Genomic DNA, 23,389 nt, shown 5'->3' on the forward strand with positions numbered 1-23,389 from the left:
CTCAGGCGGGGAACGGGACTCAGGCGTGGAAGGGCAGCCCGGCGTCGGCGGCCAGCTCCAGGTCGTCGCCCTCGGGCGGCGGCAGAAGGGTGGCGGAGCCGTCGCTGACGGGGACGACACCGAGTTCCAGGAGTTCGGCCATGGCCGAACTGCCCGCCATGTCGCGGACCTGCAGCTGGTAGCGGGGGGTGGTGCGGTAGGTGCCGCCGGCCTCGTCACCGGTGCGCTGGAGGAAGCCGGAGTCGGTGAGGAAGGCGGCGGCCTTGCCGACGATGCCGGTGGTGGAACCGGCGAGGCGGCGGGCGTCCTTGGTGGCGCCGGTCGCGCTGCGGCGGGCGTAGACGCGCCAGGCGGCCTCCAGGCCGGGGGCGTCGGAAGCCGGGTCGGTGTTCTCGCCGAGCTCCTCCGCGCGCTCCTCCAGGCGGCGGCAGGTCTGCCGGACGAAGGCGTCGACGCCGTTGACGGTGACGCGCCCGATGTAGCCGTCGTCCGCGAGGTCCTCGGGGCGCGGGAAGGCGAGGGCGGCGACGGCGAGGTGGGCGAGGCCGTGCAGGAACCGGTCGGCGGAGTCCGCGGCGGTGCGGCGGGCGTAGTCACCCATCCGGACGGCGAAGACGGAGTCCTCGTCGGCGGCCACGGCCATGCCGGCGCGCGGGGACACCTCCAGCACGACGAGGCCGAGGCCGGTCGCGACGGCGTCGGCGAGGCGTCCGAAGGCGGGTTCCTCGCGGTAGCGGCGCAGCAGTTCGGCGTACTCGGCGTCTCGGGCCGGGGCCAGCTTGGGCTGGAGCCCGAAGCCGACGAGCCGGGCCGCGTCGGCGGCGTCCGCCGGGGTCACGGACCCTGCGGTGGCGGGCGCGACGGGGGCCGACGAGGTGTCGGGCTCGCTCCACGCGGGGTGCTCGGCGTGGTGGTCGCTCACGGGTGCGTCTCCTCGGCGGTGCGGGTCGTACGGGGCGTAGGGGGGATACGGCTCGGCTGCGCGGGCCTGCGACCAGGGGGTACCGCCCGGCGGTGGCCGGGGAAAGGGCCGGGCAGAACCCGGACCCCGGATCCGCCGGGCCTCCCGGGGCTGCGCCCCGGACGCCGCGCCCCGAACGCCGGCGAGGCCGGATGCGGCGCCGGCAGGGCCGGGCGCGGCACAACCGTGGCCGGATTCCGCACGGGCGGAGCCGGGTTCGGCACGGGCGGGGCGGCAGCCGCCACACCTCCGGCCGGAGGAAGGACGCGGCAGGTCATGACGCCTCCGCGCGGTCGGCGGCCATGCCGGCGGCGTCCAGAAGGGCCGTGCCGACGATGAGGTCGGCGCCGCCGAACTCGGGGTCCTCGAGCTGCGTGCCGTCGTCCACGGCGAAGAGCAGCCGCTCCTCGCCCTGGCGGTACGCGGTGCCGACGGCCGGGCTCGCGGCGTGGACGGCCAGCAGGGCCACCAGGTAGGGCAGGTCGGGATCGCTGCGGCGGGCCTCCGCGAGGAGTCCCGACAGCCGGCGGGGGGCGTCGTGCGGCAGGTCCAGGAGCTGCATCGCCGCGGCGAGCTGCTCCTCGCTGAAGCGGCTGTCGTCCGGGGTGGCGATCAGGTCCGGTTCCGGCATCTCCGCGCCGAGGTGTTCGCGCTCCACCGGCGGGGTGAGCAGGATCTCGACGAGGTCGGCCACCCGCACGGAGACGGGGGTGCGCAGCCCGGCGCCGGCGGCGAAGAAGGCGTCGGTGACCCGGCGCGCCTGCTCCACGGGCAGCGGCAGGATCGGGGCGACGAGCTGCCCGTACAGGTCGATGCCGGTGCGCGGCGCCGGGGCCGCGAAGGCCTGGCGGTCCTGCTCGGCGCGGAAGAGCGGGCCGGCGTCCAGCAGCCGGGACTGCAGCTGGGTGTGGCGGCGGATGCAGTCCTTGACGATGTCGACGAGTTCGGCGGCGCGGCGCTTGTTCTCCGGCTCCTCGGCCTCGTCGCGCGCCTTGCGGATGTTGGTCAGGATCGCGTTCTCGTGGCGGTAGCGGTCGGCGACGTGCTCGAGGGCCTCGGCGATCATGTCCGGGACGGCCTGGAGCCAGTCGACCGCCCGGACGTTGCGCCGGGTCGCGTCCAGGGTCCGGCGCAGGGTCTCCGCGTACTGCACGGTCCGGTAGCGGGCCTGCTCGGCGGCCAGCTGGGCGTCCGCCAGCCGCCCGCGGCTGATCAGCACCTCCAGCTTGACCTCGGCGGCGATCTGGGCGCTGGTGACGTCGGTGTCGAGGGCGCCGACCAGGACGTTGACGGCCTCGTCGGTGGTGCGCAGGTAGACGGCGCCGCCGTAGGGGACCTCTTCGATCAGCTTGAAGTCGTAGTCGCGGCGCACGTAGACGCCGTCGGGGCCGAAGGTGCCGTAGATCGCGCGGAAGCCGCGGTCCACGCTGCCGACGTTGATCAGGTTCTCCAGCACCCAGCGGGCCACCCGCTCGTGCTCGGCCGCGGGCCGCGAGGGGGCCTGGGCCGCCACGCGCGGCAGCAGCCTGGCCACTATCTGCTCGTGGTCGGCGCCCGTGTCGAAGTCCATGTTGAGCGTGACCAGGTCGATCGCGGCCAGCGCGACCTCCGCCATCGCGTAGATGCCGTACTCGCCCGCCAGATTGGCCTTGCGTACGTCGAGGTCGTGGAGCGGGGCGGTGCAGGCGAGGGCGCGCAGCCGCCGGGCCAGGCCCTCGTCGGCGGCCGGGCCCGGCGCCGGGGACGGAAGGGTCTTCGCCGGGGCAGGGAGAGTCACGGACAAAGACTAGGTCCTGTTGCTGACAACATCCCAAACGGCATGGTTCGGCCGGATCGTCCCCGGCCCCCTGCTCTACGCTCGGCGCATGGCTTCCATGATCGCATCCACTCCGGTGATCGACCTCAACGCCGATCTCGGCGAGGGGTTCGGGCGGTGGACGCTCACCGACGACGACGCCCTGCTCTCCGTCGTCACGAGCGCCAACGTCGCCTGCGGCTTCCATGCCGGGGACCCGTCCATCATGCGCCGGGTCTGCGAACTGGCCGCCGAGCGGGGCGTGCGGATCGGCGCCCAGGTCTCCTACCGCGACCTGGCCGGCTTCGGCCGGCGCGCCATGGACGTGCCGCCCGGCGAGCTCGCCGACGAGGTGGCCTACCAGATCGGCGCGCTGGAGGTGTTCGCGCGGGCGGCCGGCTCCCGGGTGTCCTACGTGAAACCGCACGGCGCCCTCTACAACCGGACCGTGCACGACGCCGCCCAGGCCGCCGCGGTCGTAGCGGGCGTCCGGCTGGCGGCGGGCGCCGGGGCGACCGGCGGCCTGCCCGTCCTGGGGCTGCCCGGCTCGCTCCTGCTGGCCGCCGCCGAGGAGGCGGGGCTGGCTCCCGTGCCGGAGGCGTTCGCCGACCGCGCCTACACCCCCGCCGGGACGCTGGTGCCGCGCGGCGAGCCCGGATCGGTGCTGCACGACCCGGACGCGGTGGTGGCGCGGGCCGTGGGGATGGCGGCCGGAGGCTCGGTCGAGGCCGCCGGCGGCTCCACGGTCGCCGTCGCCGCGCGTTCGCTCTGCCTGCACGGGGACACCCCCGGGGCGGCCGAACTCGCCCTGCGCGTCCGGGAGGCGCTGGGCGCCGCCGGGGTACGGGTGGAGGCCTTCACGTGAACGTGAGGACGCTGGTGGTGGGGGCGCAGGCGCTGCTGATCGAGCTGGACTCGGCCGACGAGGTCGCGGCGCTCCACGCCGAGCTGCTGCGCCGCCGTGACGCGGGCGCGCTGGGCCCCGTACAGGACGTCGTGCCCGCGGCACGGACCGTGCTGCTGGACGGCGTACGGGACCCGGCCGCGCTCGGGGCCCGGATCGCGCGCTGGGAGGTACCGCCGCTCGCCCGCGAGGAGGGCCCGTTGGTCACCGTCGCGGTGCGCTACGACGGGCCGGACCTGGCGGAGGTGGCCCGGCTGTGGGGGGTGGCGCCCGGGGAGGTGCCGGGCATCGTCGGCGCGACCGGGTTCCGGGTGGCGTTCTGCGGGTTCGCTCCGGGCTTCGGCTATCTGACGGGGCTGCCGGAGCACCTCCGCGTGCCGCGCCGGGACACTCCGCGCACGGCTGTCCCGGCGGGCTCGCTGGCGCTGGCGGGCGAGTACGCCGGGGTCTACCCGCGCTCCTCCCCCGGCGGTTGGCAGCTGATCGGCTCCACCGACGCGGTGCTGTGGGACGCCGGGCGGGAACCGGCGGCCCTGTTCGCGCCGGGGGTCCGGGTGCGGTTCACGCAGGAGGGGCGGCCGTGACCGAGCTGATGGTGGTGCGGGCGGGGGCGCTGACCACGGTCCAGGACCGGGGCCGCCCCGGGTACGCGCACCTCGGGGTCCCCCGGTCGGGAGCGCTGGACACGGCGGCGTACGCGCTGGCGAACCGGCTGGTCGGCAACCCTCCCGGCGCGGCGGCGCTGGAGACGACCCTGGACGGGGTGTCGCTGCGCGCCCCGGCTGCGACGGTCGTGGCGGTCACGGGCGCACCCTGTCCGGTACGGGTCTCCGGGCGCCCGGTGGCCTGGGGAGCACCGGTCCGGCTGTCGGCCGGGGCGGTGCTGGAGGTGGGCCGGGCGGAGTCGGGACTGCGCGGCTACGTCGCGGTGCGGGGAGGCCTGGCCGTCCCGCCGGTTCTGGGCAGTCGCTCCACGGACCTGCTGTCGGGCCTCGGGCCGCCGGTCCTGTCGGACGGGATGACGCTGCCGGTGGGCTCCGCGGGGCCGGACCCGGTGCCCGGGGCGGACGCGTGCGGGCTGCCCGCCGCGCCCTCGGAACTGCTGCTCCCGCTGCGGCTCGGGCCGCGGGCGGACTGGTTCACCGGGGCGTCCCTCGCCGGGTTGTGGCGCTCGGCCCTGCGGGTGTCGCCGCGTTCCAACCGGATCGGGCTGCGCACGGAGGGCGGTCCCGCGCTGGTCCGCGCCCGGGCCGGGGAGCTGCCGAGCGAGGGCATGGTGCTCGGCGCGGTCCAGGTGCCCCCGGACGGCCTGCCGGTGGTGTTCCTGGCCGACCACCCGGTGACCGGGGGCTACCCGGTGGTGGGGGTGGTGGCGCCGGGCCCTGCCCTGGACGCGGCCGCGCAGGCCCGGCCGGGTATTCCGGTCAGGTTCGTGCGGGCCCGGTGAAACGTTTTCGGGGGCTGCGGCCAAGTACGGGGTGAGGGGACCGACCGGGTCCCCTGTGCAGGGGAGGAACCGGGTGCGCAGCCCACGACAAGAAACCGGTCCGCCGGATCTCACGACGGCCGAGGGATTCGGGACGTTCTACGAGGACCACATCGACGCCGTACTCGGCTTCGTCACCCGCCGGGTCACCGATCCGCACCTGGCGGCCGACCTGACGGCGGACATCTTCCTCGCGGCGATGGGATCGGCCGGCACGTACCGGGGTCACAGGGGAGCCCCGGTCGCCTGGCTGTTCGGGATCGCCCGGAACGTCCTGGCCGGGCATGCCCGCGGGAAGGCGCGGGAGGGCGGCGCGCTGGCGCGCCTGAGCGGCAGGCGGCTGCTGGACGACGAGGACGTGGCCGCGCTGGAGGAGCGCATCGACGCGCAGCGGGCCTTCCGCGAGCTGGCCGAGCGCCACGCCGCCCTGTCGGAGCCGCTGCGGGCCGTCCTCGACCTCGTGGTGGTGGACGAGCTCACCCCGGCCGAGGCCGCGCAGGCCCTCGGCATCACCCAGGCGACGGTCCGCGTCCGCCTGCACCGTGCCCGGCGCGCCTTGCGCGCCTCGGGGCCCGTGAGCAAATCCCAGCTGGAGGTAGCCCGATGAGCAGCAGGCCCCGCGGCTTCGAGGACCGCCTCAGGGCGGCCCTCCTGGCCCGTCTCCCGCAGACCCCGCTCCCTGCGCCGGCCCGCTCCTTCGGGCGGCGCTACGGCGTCCCCCTCGCGGTGGGCGCGGCGACGGTGGCGGTCGTCGCGGTGATGACCGTGCCCGGGAGCACCCGCGGCGGGTCCGGGCCAGCCCACGGTCCGGCGGAGCTCGAGATCAAGAAGGATCCGGACGGCTCCCTGCGGTTCCGGCTGCCCGAGCAGCCCGAGGTCCCGGGCCTCGTGAAACGGCTGAGGGCCATGGGGGTCAGCGCGGCGGTGGTGCCGATGCGACCGCCGTCACAGTGCTCCGAGGCGGGCGGCGGGTACCGCGGCCCGCAGGCCGACCCCGAAGCCGAGATCATGCAGTCCGGCGACGGCGACACCGCCTTGAAGGTCAACGCGAAGACGGTCCCGCCGGGTTACACGCTCACGTTCAACTGGGCGGAGTACTACCCGCTGGGGGCGAAGGGGATCGGCTTCGGAGTGATCGAGACCTCCAGGGTGCCCTCCTGTGAAGTCGACCGGTCCGAGGGGCTGGAGGAAGCGCTGAAGGCGGCCTCCGAGCCGCCGAAGGACCCTGGCAGGGCCATCGAGGTCCCCCGCCCCAGGACGGCCGGTGAACTGTCCGAACTGGTGAGGAGCCTCCAGGCGCAGGGGGTGGACGTCGCAGTGACGGAGAGGAGGCCCGCATCGGAGTGCACCGCCCCGGGAGGCGGGTGGCGGGGGCCGCAGGCCGACCGCGAGGCCCAGTTGGAGGGCCCCGGGGGCTCGCCGACGCTGAGGATCGACGCGAAGACGGTTCCGCCCGGGTACACGCTCGTGTTCACGAAGTCGGCGGACTCGTCGGACCCGTACATCGGGGCCGGTGTGAAGGAGAGCTCGAAGGTCACTCCGTGCGAGGTCGACTTCTCGCTGGACGCTCCCCCGCCGCCGCACTGACCCTCCGCCCGCCGGGCCTGGCAGAACGGGCCTCCGCCCCGGCCCCCGCCACGGGGGCCGGGGCGGAGCGGTGTCCGCGGTCCTCCGCTCGGAGTGGCGCAGCATCGGGGCATCGCGGGGCCGGCCGTGGCAGGGGTCCCGGTGCCGATCGCGGCCCGCGTGCCCCTCGTACGCAGCCCGCGGCCGACGGAGTGCGGAAACGTGTCGCGCCCGGGCTCCGTCGTCGCGGGGCCCGGGCGCGGGGTTCGGCTTCCCAGGGGCGCTACACGGCCGACTCCGGGGTGATGCGGCTGCGGACGGCGGACTGCACGTCCTCCTCCTCCGCCGGGTCCGCGGCCAGGCGGCGCAGACGGGGGGCCACTCGGGCGTCGGCCGTCTCGGCGTGGCGGGCGGCTACCTCGCGGGTGGTCTCCTCGCAGTCCCAGAGGCATTCGACGGCGAAGCCGGCTGCGAAGGAGGGGTCGGTGCTGGCGAGGGCCCGTGCGGCGCGGCCGCGCAGGTGGGACGAGGACGTCTCGCGGTAGATGTGGCGCAGCACGGGGGCCGCGCAGCCGATGGCGAGTCGGCCCGCCCCGTCGACCAGGGTGAACAGCCGCGGGGTGTCGGGGCCCGAACCGCGGACGGTGGAGCGCAGGGCACTCAGGACCAGGGGTGCGTCCTCCGCTCCGCCCCGGGCGGCCAGCATGGCCGCGGCTGCCTCGCCGAGGGCGTCGGGGCGGTGGACCCAGCGCCGGGCCCGCTCGACGGCCGCGGGGCCGCACATGCGCTCGTAGGCGGCCACGGCGGGCTCGTCGGCGGCCGCTTCGATGAGGTCCAGGACGGCCGGGTTGTCCGGTTCGGCGAGGACCAGGTGGTGCAGGGCGGTGGCGCGGGCGGCCTCGCCGTCGGCGCCGGCGGCGGCCGCGAGGATCGCGGAGCGATCGTCGGGCTGGGCCACGGCGGCCAGGCAGCGGGCTGCGGGCACGTGCAGCGGGGTGCCGCGGCGCAGGCCGTCGGCGGCCCAGTCGAAGACGGCCTGGACGCCCCAGCCGGGCCGGGGGCCGCTCGGGGTCAGCTGGCGCTGCCAGCGGTCGAAGGAGCCCTGTCGGCGGGCGGCGCTCAAGCGGTCCCCGTACAGCGGTGACTCCTCCCACAGGCACCAGGGCCGGGGCTCATAGGCGTCACGGACGGCGGCGGCCAGCCGCGCCTCGCCCTCCGCCGTGGCGGGGAAGCGGGCGAGGACGGGTGCGGCCAGCGATCGCAGCCCCTCGTCGTCGTCGCGCAGGGCGAGCTCGTCGAGGGCCCAGGCCCAGTTGGCTCCGGACGCGGCGTAGCGGCGCAGCAGCATGAGCGCGTCGTCGCGGCCGTACGAGGCCAGGTGGCCCAGGACGGACAGGGCGAGGCCCGTGCGGTGGTCGGTGTCGTCGACGAGGTCGTCGGCGCTGAAGAGGTGGCTCTCGATCTCGCCGAGGGGGCCGTCGAGGTCGAGGTAGAGCCTGGCGTAGTACAGCGAGCGGTTCTCGACCTGCCAGTCCTGGCGCGGATCACGGAGCACGCACTGGTTGAGGGCCGCGAGGGCCTCCGCCCTGGGCGCCGCGAGTGCGTGCAGCGTGCCGTCGCCACGGCCCCGCTGGAGGAGGCCGAGCAGGGTACCGCTCGGCGCTATGACTGGTTCGAACATGGGAATGGCCTCAAATCAAGCTGGGGACGCAACCGGGAATCGGGATTCACAGGGCCGCGTAACAGCATGTGAGGACGTCCGCCGTCTTGTTCCGCTCGATGTAGACCATTGCCTTCTCACTCTCGTCGGTGGTTCGTGACCAAGGGGTGGCCGGACCGGGCCCGGACACCTGTCGTGTCCTGGCCGTCTGCCCGTCCCCCGTGCTCGCGAATCGAATCCGACGCCATGATGACCCAGCCGGTTTGTGCGCCGCGACCACATTTACGGCCGCCGTGATCAACCTGTGAGGTCTGTACCGGTCTCCGCCCGGCAAAAAGCGGACTACTCGGCTCCGAAGAGTTCCAGCAGGTCGGCCTTGGCGAACATGCGCGCGGTGTCCACCGCGGAGGGGGTTCCGGCCTTCGGGTCCGCCCCTCCGGCGAGCAGGGCGCGGATCACCGCCTCCTCGCCCTTGAAGACCGCGCCGGCGAGCGGGGTCTGGCCGCGGTCGTTGGCACGGTCGGCCTCGGCGCCGCGGGCCAGCAGGGCGGCGACGGTATCGGCGTGTCCGTGGTAGGCCGCGAGCATGACGAGGGTGTCGCCGCGGTCGTTGGTGAGGTTCGCCGGGACCCCGGCGTCGAGGTACGCGGCGAGCCGGGCGCTCTCACCCTGGCGGGCGAGGTCGAAGATCTTGGTCGCCAGCTCGATGACGTCCTCGTCGGGGCCTTCCGGAGAGGTGCCTTCGGGGTGCTGCTCGCTCATCGTGCGTACCGCCTTTCACTCGCTGCTGGCATGAAGCTTCCCCAGGCCGTGCGGGCAGGGGGGTGCACGGCGCTGCGTCCGTACGGGTGAACCGTCAGAGTAGCGCCCTGGCCTGCGCATGTCCGGGCCGGTCCGTGGGATGGATCACCCCGGACCACTGTCCGGCGGACGCGCCAGCCGGGATGAGCCGGTCAAGTGAAAAACCACTGGATTCACCCGTATGCACCTTTTTTCGCATTGATACTTCCTGTGAGCCTGGAACAACTGATGGTGACTGTCCCCACCAACCAGGAGAGCCCCTCATGGTCCTGTCCATCTCAGGCGTGGTCCTGCTCGGCATCATCTGCTTCCTGTTCTTCAAGAAGGACGGGATGAAGCTGACGCACGCGTTCGTCTGCTCGCTCTTCGGCTTCTTCCTCGCCGGCTCCGCCATCGCCCCGAGCATCACGGCGAGCACCGCGAGCCTCGCGAGCCTGCTCGGCGGGATCAAGCTCTAGCCGCCCCCCGAGCAGGAACTCCAGCCCCACCCGAAAGACCGCTCACGACCACAACTCCAGGAGACGCCCGTGGCCCGGCGCCCACTTCCCCGCATTCTCAGCAGCGGCACCGCGTCGCTGGCCCGGGGCCGCGACTTCGCTCGCACGGCCGCCGACAGTGCCACGGACGTCCTCCATCCGCTCCTCGTCGTCGGACGCGGCCTGCGCATCCTGGCCGCGGCCGGGCGGCGCAGGTGGTCCGAGACCCCCAAGGACAAGCGCGGTCCCGCGCTGTTCCTGGGCGCCGCCTGCATCCTCGTGGTCGCACTCGTCCCCTACGGCCCGCTCCTCGCTCTGCTGACCCTCATGGCGGCGGCGGCCTGGCACGGGCGCGACCGCACCCCGGTGAAGGCCGGACCCAGCGATGCCGAGGCCGAACGGCTCGGCGCCCTCTACGAAGCCCTCGTGCCGTACTTCTCCGTCCCGGAGGACCCCAGTCCGCTCTTCGCGCACGGCGGCGAGTGGGACAAGGCCTTCAGCGGCTACGAGTTCGACGAGGCGGGCCGGCTCACCCGGCTCCACATCCGCTACCCGGCCTACTTCACCGACGGCGAGGCCGCCTCACGGGCCCGCATCGAGGCACTGCTGCACGCCAAGTCCGGGCGCGGACGGGAGTATCTCTTCGACTGGGACGAGGAGAGCAACCAGCTCGACCTGAGCGTGCTGGCGGCGCTGCCGACGGGCATCGCCGCCCAGCCGTTCGTCACCTCCCCCGGCGAGAGCGTGCTCGGCTTCACCGATTCCGGAAGCGTGCAGCGCACCCTGCCCGTGCTGGAGGGCGAGCAGCCCCGCGACGTCCCGCCGGTCATCTGGCGCACCGGCCCCCGCTCCACCGAACCCCACCTGCTCGCCGTCGGCCAGCCCGGCAGCGGCACCTCCACCCTGCTCCGCTCCCTCGCCCTGCAGGCCCTGCGGCACGGCGGCGACGTCCTGATCGTCGACGGCGGCGGCAGCGGCGAGTACGCCTGCCTGTACGGCCGCGCCGGCGTCCTCGCCGTCGAGTGCGGACCGGTCGGCGCGGTGGCCACACTCGAATGGGCGGCACAGGAGACCGAACGCCGGCTCATCGCCACCCACCGGGCCCGCGAGGCCGGCCGGCCCGCGCCGGAGGACACCCGGCGCCCCCTGTGGATCCTGCTGGACCGGCCGAGCGTGCTCGCACACCTCGCGGTGGCCGAGGGCGGCCCGGACCCCATGAGCCACCTCCAGGTGCCGCTGCGGCACGGGCGGCCCGCACACGTCACGGTGGTCGTGGCCGAGCAGTTCGACCACCTGGAGATGCTGCACGACGCCGTGTGGCAGCACACGCGCGCGCGGATCGTGCTCGGGCCCGCAGCGATCCAGCAGATCACCGACGTGCTGGGGCTGCCGCCGCACACCACGCCCACGACCCTGGTGCCGCCGGGTCGGGGGTACGCGCGGCTCGGCACGGGGCCGGTGCACCGGCTCCAGGTGCCGGCGACGCCGGACCCGTACGACGAGGCCACGCACCCGGCGCACCGGCAGGCCGTGCTGGAGCTCCTGCCGGAGCGGCAGCAGGGGCCGGCGGGGGCCGCCGGGGCTGCGGGGCCGGCGTTGGTCAAGGCTCTCGACGCACCGGAGGCTTCGTAGCTCCGCGGGCGGGGCGGGCCGGTTCCACGGGGATGCGGTCCGGGACCCATGATTGCCGGCGCCCCGACCCCCGCTCCGCCGGCGGGAGGGATGGCGCGCCGGCACATCACGTCCTGCGTCCCTGGCCGCCCTGCCCCCGGCCCTTCGGGCGCCCTGACCGTGCGGGGCGTCGTCCGCCCGCCCCGCCGCGCGCTACGCGACGAACGTGCGCGGGGGTTCCGCGCCGCTGTCGCCCGCGCCCTTGCCGACCAGGCTCGCCGCCGCCGCCAGGCGGGTGGCGGCCTCCTCGGCCACGGGTCCGCCCACCGTGAAGGGCAGGCGGACGTAGCCCTCGAAGGCCCCGTCCACGCCGAACCTCGGCCCCGAGGGGACCCGTACCCCGACCCGCTCCCCCACCTCGGCCAGGCGGGAGCCGGACAGGCCGCCCGCGCGGGCCCACAGCGTCAGGCCGCCGGCGGGGACCTCGAACTCCCAGTCCGGGAGCTCCCGCCGGACCGCCGCGACCAGCGCGTCGCGGTTCTCCCTGGCCTGCTGCCGGCGGATCTCCACCGCCTCCTGCCAGCCGCCGGTCCGCATCAGCCAGTTCACCGCGAGCTGTTCCAGCACCGGCGTGCCCAGGTCGGCGTAGGCGCGGGCGGCGACCAGGCTGCGGATCACGTCGGGGGCCGCGCGGACCCAGCCGATCCGCATGCCCGCCCAGAAGGCCTTGCTGGCGGAGCCCACGGTGACCACGGTGCTGCCGGCCGGGTCGAAGGAGCAGACCGGGCGGGGCATCTCCATGTCGGGCTCCAGCTGGAGTTCGAGCATGGTCTCGTCGGCCACGAGGACGGTGCCCGCGGAACGGGCCGCCTCGACCATCGCGCGGCGCTGCTCTTCGGAGGCGAGGGCTCCGGTGGGGTTGTGGAAGTCGGCCACCACATAGGCGAGGCGCGGGGCGGAGTCGCGCAGGACCTGCCGCCAGACGTCCATGTCCCAGCCCGTCAGACCGTCGCCCATGGCGACCGGTACGAGCCGGACCCCGGCGGCGCGCATGAGCTGGAGGATGTTGGCGTAGGAGGGGGACTCGACGGCGATCCGCTCGCCTCGCCCGGCGAAGAGGCTGCAGATCGCGTCGATGGCGCCCATCGCGCCGGTGGTCACCATGATCTGCTCGGGCATCGTCGGGATGCCCTGCTCGGTGTAGCGGTCGGCGAGCATCCGGCGCAGCGCCGGCAGGCCCGCCGGGTAGTCCCCGTGCGTGTGCGCGTACGGCGGCAGTTCCTCCAGAGCGCCCTGGACGGCCCTGGTCAGCCACGGTTCGGGGGCGGGGAGGGCGGCGCAGCCGAGGTCGATCATCGAGCCGAGGGACTCGGGCGGCAGCGGCTCCAGGCCCCGGGCGGGCAGCGGATTGCCGGCCGGGACCGAGGTCCAGCTGCCGGCGCCGCGGCGGGATTCGAGGAAGCCCTCGCCCCGCAGGGCCTCGTAGGCGGCGGCGACGGTGGTACGGCTGAGGGACAGGGCGACGGCGAGCTCCCGCTCGGCCGGGAGCCGGGCGGCGACCGGGACGCGGCCCTCCAGGACGAGCAGCCGGATGCCGTCGGCGAGGGTGCGGTAGGCGGGCGGCTTGCGGGCGCCGGGTACGGGGTTCCGGTCCTGCTGCGAGGTGATGAGGCGGGCCAGCTGAGCGGCACCGACCGCTGAGGTCCATTCGGCCATGGCGTGCGGTCCACTTTCGTCCGATTGGCCTCGACAGAAGCCTCTATTGGATTGCTCTCAGGGGCCCAGCGTGCCACGGGTCAGTCCACCTGCACCAGGGCTGTACGCGCCCGCCCGCATCTCGTTCACCTCGCGTACCACCGGCCCCGGCCGCGGCGGGGGATACTGCCGCCGTGACGCACGTACGCCTTCGCCATCCGTATCTGGACCACCCGGCTCCGATTCCCTTCGCGCACCGGGGAGGTGCCGCGGACGGGCTGGAGAACACCGCCGCGGCCTTCCGCCGGGCCGCCGGGGCGGGCTACCGGTACTTCGAGACCGATGTGCACGCCACGGCCGACGGCAAGCTCGTCGCCTTCCACGACTCCACGCTGGACCGGGTCACCGACGGCCGGGGCCGGATCGCCGAGCTGCCCTGGAAGCGGGTCCGCGAGGCCCGGGTGGGGGGCGCCGAGCCCCTGTCCCTCTTCGAGGAGCTGCTGGAGGAGTTCCCGGACGCCCGGTGGAACATCGACGTCAAGGCCGAGTCGGCGCTGCACCCGCTGGTCAACCTGATCGCGCGCACCGGGATCTGGGACCGGGTCTGCGTGGGCTCGTTCTCGGAGAGCCGGGTGGCCCGCGCCCAGAAGATCGCCGGCCCGCGTCTGGCGACCTCGTACGGCGTGCGCGGGGTGGTCGGGCTGCGGCTGCGCTCGTACGCGATCCCGGCCGCGCTGCGCGTCGGGGCGGTCGCCGCCCAGGTCCCGGAGACCCAGGCGGGCATCCGCGTGGTCGACCGGCGCTTCGTCCGGACCGCGCACGAGCGGGGCCTGCAGGTCCACGTGTGGACCGTGAACGAACCGGAACGTATGGAGGCTCTCCTCGACCTGGGTGTCGATGGCATCATGACCGACCACATCGACTTGTTGCGCACGGTGCTGGACCGGCGCGGCGCCTGGGCCTGACCCGCTCTCGGCCGCCGCGGCGGATGCGGCGGCCGTCGCGGTACAGGACCACCGAGGGGGACACCGAGTGAGCGCGGACAACAGCAGCAGGACCGAGGAAGCGGAACCCGGGGCGGAGGACGGCAGAGCCACCGCGACCGAGAAGGCGGCCGCCGCGGCCGCCCGCAAGCGCGAGCAGCGCGGCTGGTACTTCTACGACTTCGCCGTCTCGGTGTACTCGGCGAGCGTGCTGACGGTGTTTCTCGGGCCGTACCTCACCTCGGTGGCCAAGGCCGCCGCGGACGCCGAGGGGTTCGTGCACCCGCTGGGCATACCGGTGCGCGCCGGATCCTTCTTCGCCTACTCGGTCTCGGCGTCCGTGATCCTCGCCGTCCTGCTGATGCCGCTCGCGGGCGCGGTCGCGGACCGGACGGGCCGCAAGAAGCCGCTGCTGGCGGTGGCCGCGTACACCGGGGCCGCGGCGACGACCGCGATGTTCCTCCTGGGCGGCGAGCGGTACCTGCTGGGCGGCTTCCTGCTGATCGTGGCGAATGCCTCGCTGTCCGTGTCGATGGTGCTCTACAACGCCTATCTGCCGCAGATCTCCACCCCCGACGAGCGCGACACGGTGTCCTCGCGCGGTTGGGCCTTCGGCTACACCGCCGGCTCCGTGATGCTGGTCATGAACCTCGCCCTCTACCTGGGCCACGACGCCTTCGGCGTTTCGGAGGGCATGGCCGTCCGGATCTGCCTGGCCTCGGCGGGCCTGTGGTGGGGCGCCTTCGCACTGATCCCGCTGCGCCGGCTGCGGGACCGGGGGGTGGTCCGGGACCCCGGGGCGGCGCCGGCCGTCAGCGGCTGGAAGCAGCTGGTCGCCACCTTCAAGGACATGCGGCGCTACCCGCTGACCCTGTCGTTCCTGCTGGCGTACCTCATCTACAACGACGGCGTGCAGACGGTGATCTCCCAGGCCTCCATCTACGGCTCGGAGGAGCTGGAGCTGGAGCAGGGCACGCTCATCGGCGCGGTGCTGCTGGTGCAGGTGCTGGCGGTCGGCGGCGCGCTGGGGATGGGCCGGCTGGCGCGGATCTACGGTGCCAAGCGGACGATCCTGGGCTCGCTGGCCGCGTGGGCGGTGACGCTGGGGGTCGGCTACTTCCTGCCCGCGCGGACGCCGGTGTGGTTCTTCGCCCTCGCCGCCATGATCGGACTGGTGCTGGGCGGCAGCCAGGCGCTGTCCCGCTCGCTCTTCTCGCACCTGGTGCCCGCGGGCAAGGAGGCGGAGTACTTCTCGGCGTACGAGATGAGCGACCGCGGCCTGAGCTGGGTGGGACCGCTGGTGTTCGGCCTGACGTACCAGGTGACGGGCAGCTACCGGGACGCGATCATCTCGCTGGTGGCCTTCTTCGCACTGGGGTTCCTGCTGCTCGCGCGAGTGCCGGTGCGGCGCGCGGTGGAGGCGGCGGGCAATCCTGTACCGGAGCGGCTCTGAGACCGGGCACCCCGCCTGCGCCCGGTCCGGATCCACGAACGAATTCCGAACGGATTTAGACGTTGCGGCGAAGGGCCGGTAGTGTACGCCTTTGGCCTGCCAGGCGGACCGTTACTGCGCGCCAAAGAAGTCTAGACGTTGGGTGACATCTGCTGCCAGATGTGACAAAACGGGCACTGGTGGGTACAACAAGGGGCGGTACGACGGGCGACGCACGACCCGGAGCGGGAATCTATACCGCCGACCGGACGTTGACCGGATGACGACGACAGCGACACCTGTCCTGTGGGCGACAAGCCCGGGAGGCACGATTCATGAGTGAGCGAGCTCTCCGCGGTACGCGCCTCGTGGTTACCAGCTACGAGACGGACCGCGGCATCGATCTGGCCCCGCGCCAGGCGGTGGAGTACGCATGCCAGAACGGACATCGATTTGAGATGCCGTTCTCGGTTGAGGCAGAGATTCCGCCGGAGTGGGAGTGCAAGGCGTGCGGCGCCATGGCACTCCTGGTTGACGGGGACGGGCCCGAAGAGAAGAAGGGCAAGCCTGCGCGAACGCACTGGGACATGCTCATGGAGCGACGCACTCGCGAGGAGCTGGAGGAAGTGCTGGCCGAACGGCTGGCGGTCCTGCGCTCCGGCGCCATGAACATTGCCGTGCATCCGCGGGACAGCCGCAAGTCCGCCTGACAGCCGGACGAACGCACAAGCCGAGGGGCCCCGCCACACAGCGTGTGGCGGGGCCCCTCGGCTTGCTCGCGTGGTGTCCTACGGCGTGATCGGCGGGCGGTACGCCGTGTCCGGGCCGTCCTGCGGTCCCGGCCGGTCCTCGCGGACGACCTCACCCTGGACGATCTTTCCGTCGGGATAGTGGATGCGGGCCTGCTGGAAGGCGTCGCCGAAGCTGCCGGCGGGGGCCGCGGCCATCTTCCGCTCCAGGGAACGCGTTGCCCTGCGGCCGACCAAGGCCCGGACGGGCGGAAGCAGCAGGACCAGGCCCGCGACATCCGAGAGCAGGCCCGGCAGCATGAGGAGCAGGCCGGCCAGCATGGTCAGGCCGTTGCCCTGGCCGGGCTGCTGCGGGGCCGGCTGCCGCCCCTGCTGCGCCTGCTGGAAGGTGTCCGTCAGGTTCTTGAAGGCCCGGCGCCCGGCGCGCTTGATGACCACCGCGCCCAGGACCAGCCCGCCGACGATCAGCGCGGCCACTGCCAGCCCGCCGGCCGCGTCGGCGACCAGGCCGAGCAGCCAGATCTCCAGGATCAGCCAGGCGGCGATGGCCAGGGGGAGGAAGGTTCGGGCGGGCGAGCGCCGACGGGGGGCCGTCGGGGTGCCCGTTCGCAGGGATCCAGTGCCGGTCGTCATAGCACCCAGTGTGCCTGGGGCCGGATAAAAGTGTCCTCAGCCGGAGGTACGGGGCACCCCCTAAGGGGTGCGCCGTACCGATCGGGCCGGATCAGGCGCCGCCGTCCCGCTTGCCGGTGTCCTTGCCGCCGTCCGCGCCTCTGTCCTTGCCCAGCAGCTTGGCCGCCTGGGCCTTCAGGCCCCACTGGGTGACCCGCCAGAGGGCCTCCACGACGATGTCCTTGCTCATCTTGCTGTCGCCGAACTCACGCTCGACGAACGTGATGGGGACCTCCACCACGCGGAAACCCTTCTGCACGGCTCTGCGGGCCAGGTCCACCTGGAAGCAGTAGCCCGCGGAGGCCACGTCCTCCAGGCCCAGACCCTCCAGGGTCTCGCGCCGGAAGGCGCGGTAGCCGCCGGTCACGTCCCGGATCGGGACGTCCAGCATCAGCCGGGAGTACGTCGACCCGCCGCGCGAGAGGAACTCACGGGACTTGGGCCAGTTGACGACGCGGCCGCCCGGCACCCAGCGCGAGCCGAGGACCAGGTCCGCGCCGGCCAGTGCGGTCAGCAGGCGGGGCAGCTCCTCGGGCTGGTGGGAGCCGTCGGCGTCCATCTCCACGATCACGCCGTAGCCCTCGTCGAGGCCCCAGACGAAACCCGCGAGGTAGGCGGCGCCCAGCCCCTCCTTGCCCTTGCGGTGCAGCACGTGCACGTGGTCGTCGCCGGCCGCGAGCTCGTCGGCGAGCTTGCCCGTGCCGTCGGGGCTGTTGTCGTCGGCGACCAGGACGTGGGCCTCGGGAACCGCCGCCCGGACGCGGCCGACGATCAGCCCGATGTTCTCCGCCTCGTTGTAGGTCGGAATGATCACCAAGGCTGTACCGAGCGGCCCGTAGGTCCGCTGTCCGCCGTCGCTCACTGAGTCCCCTTTTGTGCTCTTGCACGTCCTGTACGTCTGGTCGCAGAGGATGACTCTAGAACATCGGCCGCGGCCCGCCCCGGCGGTGCGGGTGCCGGTGGCCTCCCGGCCCCTGCGGGTCGGGTGATCGGGGCCCGCGGTCCTTCGGGCCGATCAGACTCCCGCTGGCTGCGGGCCGCCGTGACCGTTGTCTACTGGACCGCCGGACCCCGACCTGGGGCCACCCGCCGCCCGGCGAAACCTTCACTCGCCCCCGAGGCGCGGGCGCGCTGAGCAGACGGATCCGTCCGGCACGACGTCCTGTGGTGGACCCGGCCGAACCTATCCGGGTCCGACCGCCCGCACCGAACCGAGGCCGACCGGATCACCCCTGTGGGCGTACGAATACCTCCCGCCCGCCGACGACCGTGGCGAGGCACACCGGCAGTTCGGATCCGGGGGTCAGATCGGGCAGTCCGGGGGTGCCCGAGCGGGGGTCGGTCGACCAGCGGGCCACCCGGTCGTCCGGGGCCTGCACCACCAGTTCGCCCGTCTGCCAGACCGCGTAGTCGGCCGGGGCGCCGGGGACGAGGATCCCCGCGTCGTCGCGGCCCAGGGCCCGCCAGCCGCCCCGGGTGTGGGCGGTGAACGCAGCCCGCACCGAAACCCGGTGCTCGGGCGTCCGGTGGAAGGCGGCCGCACGGACCGTTCCCCACGGATCGAGCGGCGTCACCGGCGCGTCCGAACCGAAGGCCAGCGGCACCCCGGCCTTGAGCATGGCCGCGTACGGATTGAGGGTGCGGGCACGGTCGGCCCCGAGCCGGTCGGCGTACATCCCGTCCTCGCCTCCCCACGCCGCGTCGAAGGCGGGCTGCACCGAGGCGGTGAGCCCCAGCTCCGCGAACGCGGCGATGGAGGCCGGGGTCATCATCTCGGCGTGCTCGACCCGGTGCCGGGCCGCACGGACCCGGGCCGCCCCGACCTTCTCGGCAGCCGCCCGGACCCCCTCGACCACCGCGGTGATCGCCGCGTCGCCGATGGCATGGAAGCCGGCCTGGAGGCCCTCCTCGGTGCAGGCCGCCACGTGCTCGGCGACCGCCACCGCGTCCAGGTACTCCGTGCCCGTGTGCGCGGCGTCGGCGTACGGGGCGTGCAGGCAGGCGGTGTGCGAACCGAGGGCGCCGTCGACGAAGAGGTCGCCCGCCGCCCCGACGGCCCCCAGCTCCCTGGCCAGGTCCAGGTCCCGGTCGGCCCAGTACCCGAACACGCGCGGCCCCGGCCGCTCGGCCGCCAGGGCCAGCAGGCCGGCGAAGTCCTCGGCGGAGGAGATGTCGGGCCCCCCGCACTCGTGCAGCGAGCCGATGCCCAGGGACGCGGCCCGGTCCAGCGCCGCCCGCTGCGCCTCGGCACGCTGGGCGGGCGTGACCGCGGCGAGCGCGGCCCGCCGTACGGCGTGGTGGTCGTCGGCGGTCAGCGGCAGGTCCTCCTGGGGACGCACCCCGGGGACCAGGTCGAGCAGGGCCGTGGTGACCACGGCCGAGTGCACGTCGATGCGGCTGAGGTAGAGGGGGCGGCCCCCGGCGGCCTCGTCGAGCTCGCCCCGGCGCGGCGCGCGCCGCTCGGGCCAGCGGGCGGCGTCCCAGCCGTGCCCGAGCAGCACCCGGTCGGCGGGCCGGGCGGCCGCGTACGCGCGTACGCGGTCCAGCGCGGCGGCCAGTGAGGGCGCTCCGGTGAGGTCCAGCCCGGTCAGGGCCAGACCTGCGGAGGTCGTGTGGACGTGCGCGTCGGTGAAGGCGGGGGTCACGAGCGCCCCGCCGAGATCGACGACCTCGTCGACACCCTGTGCGAAGGCATCGGCCGCGCCTTCGGAACCGACCCAGGCGATGCGGCCGCGCTCGACGACCATCGCCGTGGCGAAGGGGTCGGCGGGGCTGTGTACTTCGCCCCCGCGGAGGAGGACGGTCCTGGTCGGTGCTCCGGCGGCGTCGGCGGAATGGGCGGTGCGGTCAGTCATGCCGACCAGTGTCCCGCGTCCCCCGGCCCCCTCCGACCGCCGGGTCCCCACGAGGACCCCCTGCGGGCGTCACACGCGCGGCGGGCGTGCCTCGTAGGGGGTGGAGAGGACCACCGTCGTGCGCGTCGCCACGTGGGCGAGGGCGCGCAGCCTGCCCAGGAGGTCCTCCAGCTCCAGGGGGGTGGCGACGCGCACCTTGAGGATGTAGTTCTCGTCGCCCGCGACGCTGTGGCAGGCCTCGATCTCGGGTACGCCGGCCAGCCGGTCGGCGATGTCGTCCGGGGCGCTCGGGTCGAAGGGCTTGACCGAGATGAATGCGGTCAGCGGCAGGCCGACGGCCTCCGGGTCGACCACGGCCGCGTAGCCGCGGATCACCCCGCGCTGCTCCAGTCGGCGTACCCGCTGATGGACCGCCGACGTGGACAGTCCCGTGGCCTTGCCCAGATCCGTGTAGCTCATCCGCCCGTCCCGCACGAGCAGATCCACGATCTGGCGGTCCAGCTCCTCCATTGCGCTCATAGCCGCTCAACTTACGGCCAAAGGCACTCCAGGCCCAGTGCTGTCCGCCCACTGGAGGCATCTGCGCCGGGCATGTGACCAAGGCCACAGGGGTATGCATATGGAGGCTGGTCTGTTGTGGTTACTCGTGACGCTCGACGGGAAGTGGTTGCTGTGGCCGAGGCCGAAGAACCTGCCCGCCCGGCCCACCCAAGGGGGAGTACATCCATGCTGAACACCAAGCGCGCCGGGCGCACCGAACCGGATCCTCTCGAACCGCTCGACTCCGGGGACGACGCGTACGCCGAGGACGGCGAATACCTCGACGACGGCGAGGGGTTCGAGATCCACCACGCGATCTGCCCCGACTGCGGCCAGTCGATCGCCCTCGTCGCGGACGAGGAGTACCTGCCGCAGCACGCGCTCTGCCTCACCCCCTGGAACCCCTTCGGCCTCACCGTGTGCGCCGGCACCGGCCGGCCCGCCGCCGAGGCCCTCTCCGCCGTCGGCGTGGACCAGTCTGCGGAGGCGGCGCCGGAGCCCGCCCCCGTGGCCCCGACGGCCCTGCCCCAGGGCCTCGACTGGCGGACGCAGCCGTTCTCGCACGTCGGGGGCCCGGGCTCACGCCCGATCCGCGTCGTGCGCCCGGTCCTGCCGCAGCCGCAGGCGCAGACGCGTCAGCAGCACGCACAGGCGGCCTGAGGGCCCGCACGTCCGCCACCCCTGCGCTCCCGCTTGCCCCCTACCAGTACGTTCCCTGCACCATGGCGGTCAGGCTGGCGTGGTGCATGATCAGGGCGTCCGGGTCCGCCGGGACCTCGACCTCGCCGAAGTGGGCCTGCCGGTAGGCGATGCGCAGCATCACGATCGCGTGCCGCAGGGCGGCGTAGAGGGTGTGGAACTCCATGTCCCGCGGTGTGTGGCCGGTCAGTTCGGCGTAGCGGCGCTCGAGGTCCTCGCGCCGCAGGAAGTCCGGTAGGCAGGGCTGGCCGAAGCTCACGGTGAGGTCCTGGAAGAAGCGGTGGAGGTACACCGTCCAGCCGAGGTCCACCTCGCGCGGGGCGTACGCTGCCATCTCCCAGTCCAGGACCGCAACGGGCGTGAAGGCGTCGTAGACGACGTTGCCGATGCGGGCGTCGCCCCAGTTCAGCACGGCGGGCCCCTCGTCGGCCGGCCACAGCTCCTCGAGGCGGGCGAAGGCCCGCTCGATCAGCGGGGAGGGCGCCAGTCCGCCCACCACCCAGGCGTAGTAGGCGCGTTGGGAGTCCACATGCCGGCGCAGGGGGCTGCCCTGGCCGGCGGGCAGGAGGAACTCCGCCTCCTTGGCGGGGAACTGGTCGTGCAGCCGGGCCAGCAGCGAGATGCTCGCCTCCTGGAGCGCGTCGCGTTCGGCCTCGGTCGCCGCGTGCAGCCAGTTGCCCTCGTAGGTGTAGGGCATGACGTCGGGCGGGACCCGGCCTTCTGCGCGGGCCATCACGAAGAACGGTGCCCCCAGCGGCCCGGGATCCTCCTCCAGCCACTGCACGTGCGGGACGGGCAGGTCCGTGTGCTCGGCGACCAGCTGCATCACGCGGTGCTGGCGCGGCATGTCGTACGTGGGGAAGACCGTGTAGGCCGCAGGGTCGGCGGCGAGCCGCAGCGCGCAGGCGCGCAGCGGGGTGTCGGCGTGCTCTATGTCGAAGAGCAGGGTTTCGCTGGACATCCCGTTGGAACCGGGGACGGAGATGTTGGTGACCTCGGCCCCGGGAAGCCGGCTCTCGAGCCAGGCGCCGAGGCGGCGGCCGAGCTCCTCGGGCTCTCGGGTGGAGGTGCGCGGTCGTGGTGCGGTTGCCATGGGTACCCCTTCTCCTGCTCGGACCTGGACTGCGGGACGTGCCGGAGGGTGCGGCCCTACGGGGCGACGGAGGAGTGGTCGGCAAAGCCGCTCGGGTCGTGGCGCCCGAAGCTGCCGTGCTCGAAGATGCCGTACCCGGTCTGCCCGTCGAGCGTGAAGCGGGCCGAGTGGTCGGTGACCCCGAAAGCGGCCATGGGGTGGGCGCCGGGGTGGGAGAGGTCGTAGACGCGGCGGTCGCTCCAGCCGCGGCCCTGCCACGTGCCGTGCTGCCAGTCGCCTGCGGGCGGATAGCCGGCGCCTACGGCGAGCGGGGAGGAGTTCAGTATCTCCACGCCCAGCTCCAGGGGCTTGCGGGACGGGTCGGTGAGGTGGATGACGGCGCTCTCGGGGTGCCGGCTGCCGGGGCGGTAGCGGATCTCGGTGTGCGGCCAGCCGAGCTGGACGTCCGCGCGGCCACCGCCCTCGGGGAAGACCTGCAGGGCCTCGTTCAGGGTGCGGTGGCCGTCGGCGTCCTCCTGGGCGATGACCATGACGAAGCGGTCCGCGAAGCGGACCGGGATCCAGAGCCAGTGGAAGCCCTCGGGGCGGTGCTCCTCGGCCGCCCTGCCGCCCTCCTCGCCGGGGATGGGGCGCACGCCCCAGCTCCGGTCCCGGGTGCCGGTCCACTCCCCCGCCGTGAGCGTGAATTCCTCCCCCTTCGCACGGATCGTGCCGGCGACGTTGCCCGCCTGGACGAAGCGGCGGCCTTCCAACATGAGCCGGTCGCCGCGCCGCTGGATGTGGTGCGGCTCCCAGACCGCGGGGAACTCGGCGGTCCAGGTGATGTCGCACGAGAGCCCGTGCGGGTCGCCGGAATCGGGAGCGCAGCGCAGCGTGAGCTGCTTGAGCGGCACGTCGACGGTGATGGACAGGGGTCCCACCGAGAGGTGCATCCGGTCGTCGGTGAGGGCATCGGAGGCGCGGACCGCCAGCAGGTCGTCGCCGAGGCGGAGGGTGGCGTAGGCGTCGATGACACCGGCGTTGGGATAGACGCCGAGGCCGAGGATCAGGACGGCTCGGCCGGCGTGGTCGAAGACGTGGAAGATGCACCGGTCGTAGGCGTTCCGGTCACCGCTCACGAGGTGCTTCATCGACAAGGGGGCCTGGTGGATGGGGTATTCGTCCAGGGCGACGGGCCGGTCTACGGGCATGACGAACCTCCGTGGCAGGGGTGGGCGGCGTCGGGTCGGCTCACTTCGGGGGCGGCGCGGGCGAATATGACGGTACGTCAGAAATGCGCCGCGCGACCAGACTTCCGGCACGGCCTGACAGCCGGTCACGAAGCGGGCGGGTGTCGCGGGTCGGGATGCCGGGGGGGCCGGGGGGCGGGGCCGGGGGCAGGGGGCGGGTGGGGCACAGGGCCGGGAGGCAG

General features: G+C 73.9%; 22 protein-coding genes. 11 read left to right on the forward strand and 11 right to left on the reverse strand.

What is annotated here, in order from left to right; genetic code table 11:
* Nucleotides 1-19: 19 nt before the first annotated feature.
* Both ACZ6JS_RS13075 and ACZ6JS_RS13080 read right to left on the reverse strand, forming a co-directional pair.
* Nucleotides 20-922: a hypothetical protein gene (locus ACZ6JS_RS13075; protein ID WP_469297690.1), complete on the reverse strand. Its 903-nt coding sequence runs from the start codon at nt 920-922 to the stop codon at nt 20-22.
* Nucleotides 923-1,235: 313 nt separating this feature from the next.
* Entirely contained in the window at nt 1,236-2,738 is a 1,503-nt protein-coding gene (locus ACZ6JS_RS13080) for a hypothetical protein (protein ID WP_469297691.1), read from the reverse strand.
* A gap of 115 nt (nt 2,739-2,853) precedes the next feature.
* Between ACZ6JS_RS13080 and ACZ6JS_RS13085 the strand changes: the two genes are divergently transcribed.
* The 5 genes from ACZ6JS_RS13085 to ACZ6JS_RS13105 all read left to right on the forward strand — a co-directional run bounded on the left by ACZ6JS_RS13085 (nt 2,854) and on the right by ACZ6JS_RS13105 (nt 6,733).
* Nucleotides 2,854-3,621, forward strand: coding sequence for a LamB/YcsF family protein (locus ACZ6JS_RS13085; RefSeq protein WP_469298095.1), 768 nt, complete (start codon nt 2,854-2,856; stop codon nt 3,619-3,621).
* A gap of 2 nt (nt 3,622-3,623) precedes the next feature.
* Nucleotides 3,624-4,244 carry a 5-oxoprolinase subunit B family protein gene (locus ACZ6JS_RS13090; protein ID WP_469298097.1) on the forward strand — a complete coding sequence of 207 codons (621 nt, stop codon included), beginning with the start codon at nt 3,624-3,626 and terminating at the stop codon, nt 4,242-4,244.
* Nucleotides 4,245-4,252: 8 nt separating this feature from the next.
* Nucleotides 4,253-5,107, forward strand: coding sequence for a 5-oxoprolinase subunit C family protein (locus ACZ6JS_RS13095; protein ID WP_469298099.1), 855 nt, complete (start codon nt 4,253-4,255; stop codon nt 5,105-5,107).
* Nucleotides 5,108-5,180: 73 nt separating this feature from the next.
* Nucleotides 5,181-5,753: an RNA polymerase sigma factor gene (locus tag ACZ6JS_RS13100; RefSeq protein ID WP_469297692.1), complete on the forward strand. Its 573-nt coding sequence runs from the start codon at nt 5,181-5,183 to the stop codon at nt 5,751-5,753.
* Nucleotides 5,750-6,733 (forward strand): hypothetical protein, encoded by a 984-nt coding sequence (locus ACZ6JS_RS13105; RefSeq protein WP_469297693.1) that lies wholly within the window; start codon nt 5,750-5,752, stop codon nt 6,731-6,733. Before ACZ6JS_RS13100 ends, ACZ6JS_RS13105 begins: the two co-directional genes overlap by 4 nt.
* A gap of 262 nt (nt 6,734-6,995) precedes the next feature.
* On the opposite strand, the gene ACZ6JS_RS13110 is transcribed toward ACZ6JS_RS13105, so the two are convergent.
* Both ACZ6JS_RS13110 and ACZ6JS_RS13115 read right to left on the reverse strand, forming a co-directional pair.
* Nucleotides 6,996-8,393: a HEAT repeat domain-containing protein gene (locus ACZ6JS_RS13110; RefSeq protein ID WP_469297694.1), complete on the reverse strand. Its 1,398-nt coding sequence runs from the start codon at nt 8,391-8,393 to the stop codon at nt 6,996-6,998.
* A 321-nt stretch (nt 8,394-8,714) separates the two neighbouring features.
* Nucleotides 8,715-9,134: an ankyrin repeat domain-containing protein gene (locus ACZ6JS_RS13115; protein WP_469297695.1), complete on the reverse strand. Its 420-nt coding sequence runs from the start codon at nt 9,132-9,134 to the stop codon at nt 8,715-8,717.
* Nucleotides 9,135-9,436: 302 nt separating this feature from the next.
* Here ACZ6JS_RS13115 and ACZ6JS_RS13120 point away from each other — a divergent pair, with 302 nt between their 5' ends.
* Both ACZ6JS_RS13120 and ACZ6JS_RS13125 read left to right on the forward strand, forming a co-directional pair.
* Nucleotides 9,437-9,631 carry a hypothetical protein gene (locus ACZ6JS_RS13120; protein ID WP_030031218.1) on the forward strand — a complete coding sequence of 65 codons (195 nt, stop codon included), beginning with the start codon at nt 9,437-9,439 and terminating at the stop codon, nt 9,629-9,631.
* A 69-nt stretch (nt 9,632-9,700) separates the two neighbouring features.
* The gene (locus tag ACZ6JS_RS13125; RefSeq protein WP_469297696.1) at nt 9,701-11,281 is read left to right on the forward strand and encodes a hypothetical protein; all 1,581 of its coding nucleotides are present in this window, start codon (nt 9,701-9,703) and stop codon (nt 11,279-11,281) included.
* Nucleotides 11,282-11,473: 192 nt separating this feature from the next.
* On the opposite strand, the gene ACZ6JS_RS13130 is transcribed toward ACZ6JS_RS13125, so the two are convergent.
* Complete coding sequence (locus ACZ6JS_RS13130; protein WP_469297697.1) at nt 11,474-12,976, reverse strand: SCO1417 family PLP biosynthesis transcription factor; 1,503 nt, start codon at nt 12,974-12,976, stop codon at nt 11,474-11,476.
* 173 nt (nt 12,977-13,149) lie between these two features.
* On the opposite strand from ACZ6JS_RS13130, the gene ACZ6JS_RS13135 reads away from it, so the two are divergent.
* The 3 genes from ACZ6JS_RS13135 to ACZ6JS_RS13145 all read left to right on the forward strand — a co-directional run bounded on the left by ACZ6JS_RS13135 (nt 13,150) and on the right by ACZ6JS_RS13145 (nt 16,080).
* Complete coding sequence (locus ACZ6JS_RS13135; RefSeq protein ID WP_469297698.1) at nt 13,150-13,920, forward strand: glycerophosphodiester phosphodiesterase family protein; 771 nt, start codon at nt 13,150-13,152, stop codon at nt 13,918-13,920.
* Nucleotides 13,921-13,987: 67 nt separating this feature from the next.
* The gene (locus ACZ6JS_RS13140) at nt 13,988-15,391 is read left to right on the forward strand and encodes an MFS transporter (protein WP_469297699.1); all 1,404 of its coding nucleotides are present in this window, start codon (nt 13,988-13,990) and stop codon (nt 15,389-15,391) included.
* Between the two features lie 314 nt (nt 15,392-15,705).
* Nucleotides 15,706-16,080, forward strand: a complete 375-nt coding sequence (locus ACZ6JS_RS13145; protein WP_007262928.1) for an RNA polymerase-binding protein RbpA — start codon at nt 15,706-15,708, stop codon at nt 16,078-16,080.
* A 78-nt stretch (nt 16,081-16,158) separates the two neighbouring features.
* Here the strand turns inward: ACZ6JS_RS13145 and fxsA are convergent, their stop codons facing one another.
* From fxsA to ACZ6JS_RS13165, 4 genes are all read right to left on the reverse strand, one after another.
* On the reverse strand, nt 16,159-16,752 hold the full coding sequence (gene fxsA, locus ACZ6JS_RS13150; RefSeq protein WP_469297700.1) for an FxsA family membrane protein: 594 nt from the start codon (nt 16,750-16,752) through the stop codon (nt 16,159-16,161).
* A 91-nt stretch (nt 16,753-16,843) separates the two neighbouring features.
* On the reverse strand, nt 16,844-17,653 hold the full coding sequence (locus tag ACZ6JS_RS13155) for a polyprenol monophosphomannose synthase (protein ID WP_469297701.1): 810 nt from the start codon (nt 17,651-17,653) through the stop codon (nt 16,844-16,846).
* A gap of 364 nt (nt 17,654-18,017) precedes the next feature.
* The gene (locus ACZ6JS_RS13160; RefSeq protein WP_469297702.1) at nt 18,018-19,646 is read right to left on the reverse strand and encodes an amidohydrolase; all 1,629 of its coding nucleotides are present in this window, start codon (nt 19,644-19,646) and stop codon (nt 18,018-18,020) included.
* Nucleotides 19,647-19,715: 69 nt separating this feature from the next.
* Nucleotides 19,716-20,156 (reverse strand): Lrp/AsnC family transcriptional regulator, encoded by a 441-nt coding sequence (locus ACZ6JS_RS13165; RefSeq protein WP_030030904.1) that lies wholly within the window; start codon nt 20,154-20,156, stop codon nt 19,716-19,718.
* 216 nt (nt 20,157-20,372) lie between these two features.
* Between ACZ6JS_RS13165 and ACZ6JS_RS13170 the strand changes: the two genes are divergently transcribed.
* Nucleotides 20,373-20,846, forward strand: a complete 474-nt coding sequence (locus ACZ6JS_RS13170; RefSeq protein ID WP_469297703.1) for a hypothetical protein — start codon at nt 20,373-20,375, stop codon at nt 20,844-20,846.
* A gap of 40 nt (nt 20,847-20,886) precedes the next feature.
* Here the strand turns inward: ACZ6JS_RS13170 and ACZ6JS_RS13175 are convergent, their stop codons facing one another.
* A complete protein-coding gene (locus ACZ6JS_RS13175; RefSeq protein ID WP_469297704.1) occupies nt 20,887-21,978 on the reverse strand; it encodes a phosphotransferase family protein in 1,092 nt (363 codons plus the stop codon).
* 56 nt (nt 21,979-22,034) lie between these two features.
* A complete protein-coding gene (locus ACZ6JS_RS13180; protein WP_469297705.1) occupies nt 22,035-23,168 on the reverse strand; it encodes an Rv3169 family protein in 1,134 nt (377 codons plus the stop codon).
* Nucleotides 23,169-23,389 lie beyond the last annotated feature (221 nt).

It is taken from the genome of Streptomyces sp. NPDC046349, from assembly GCF_055587885.1.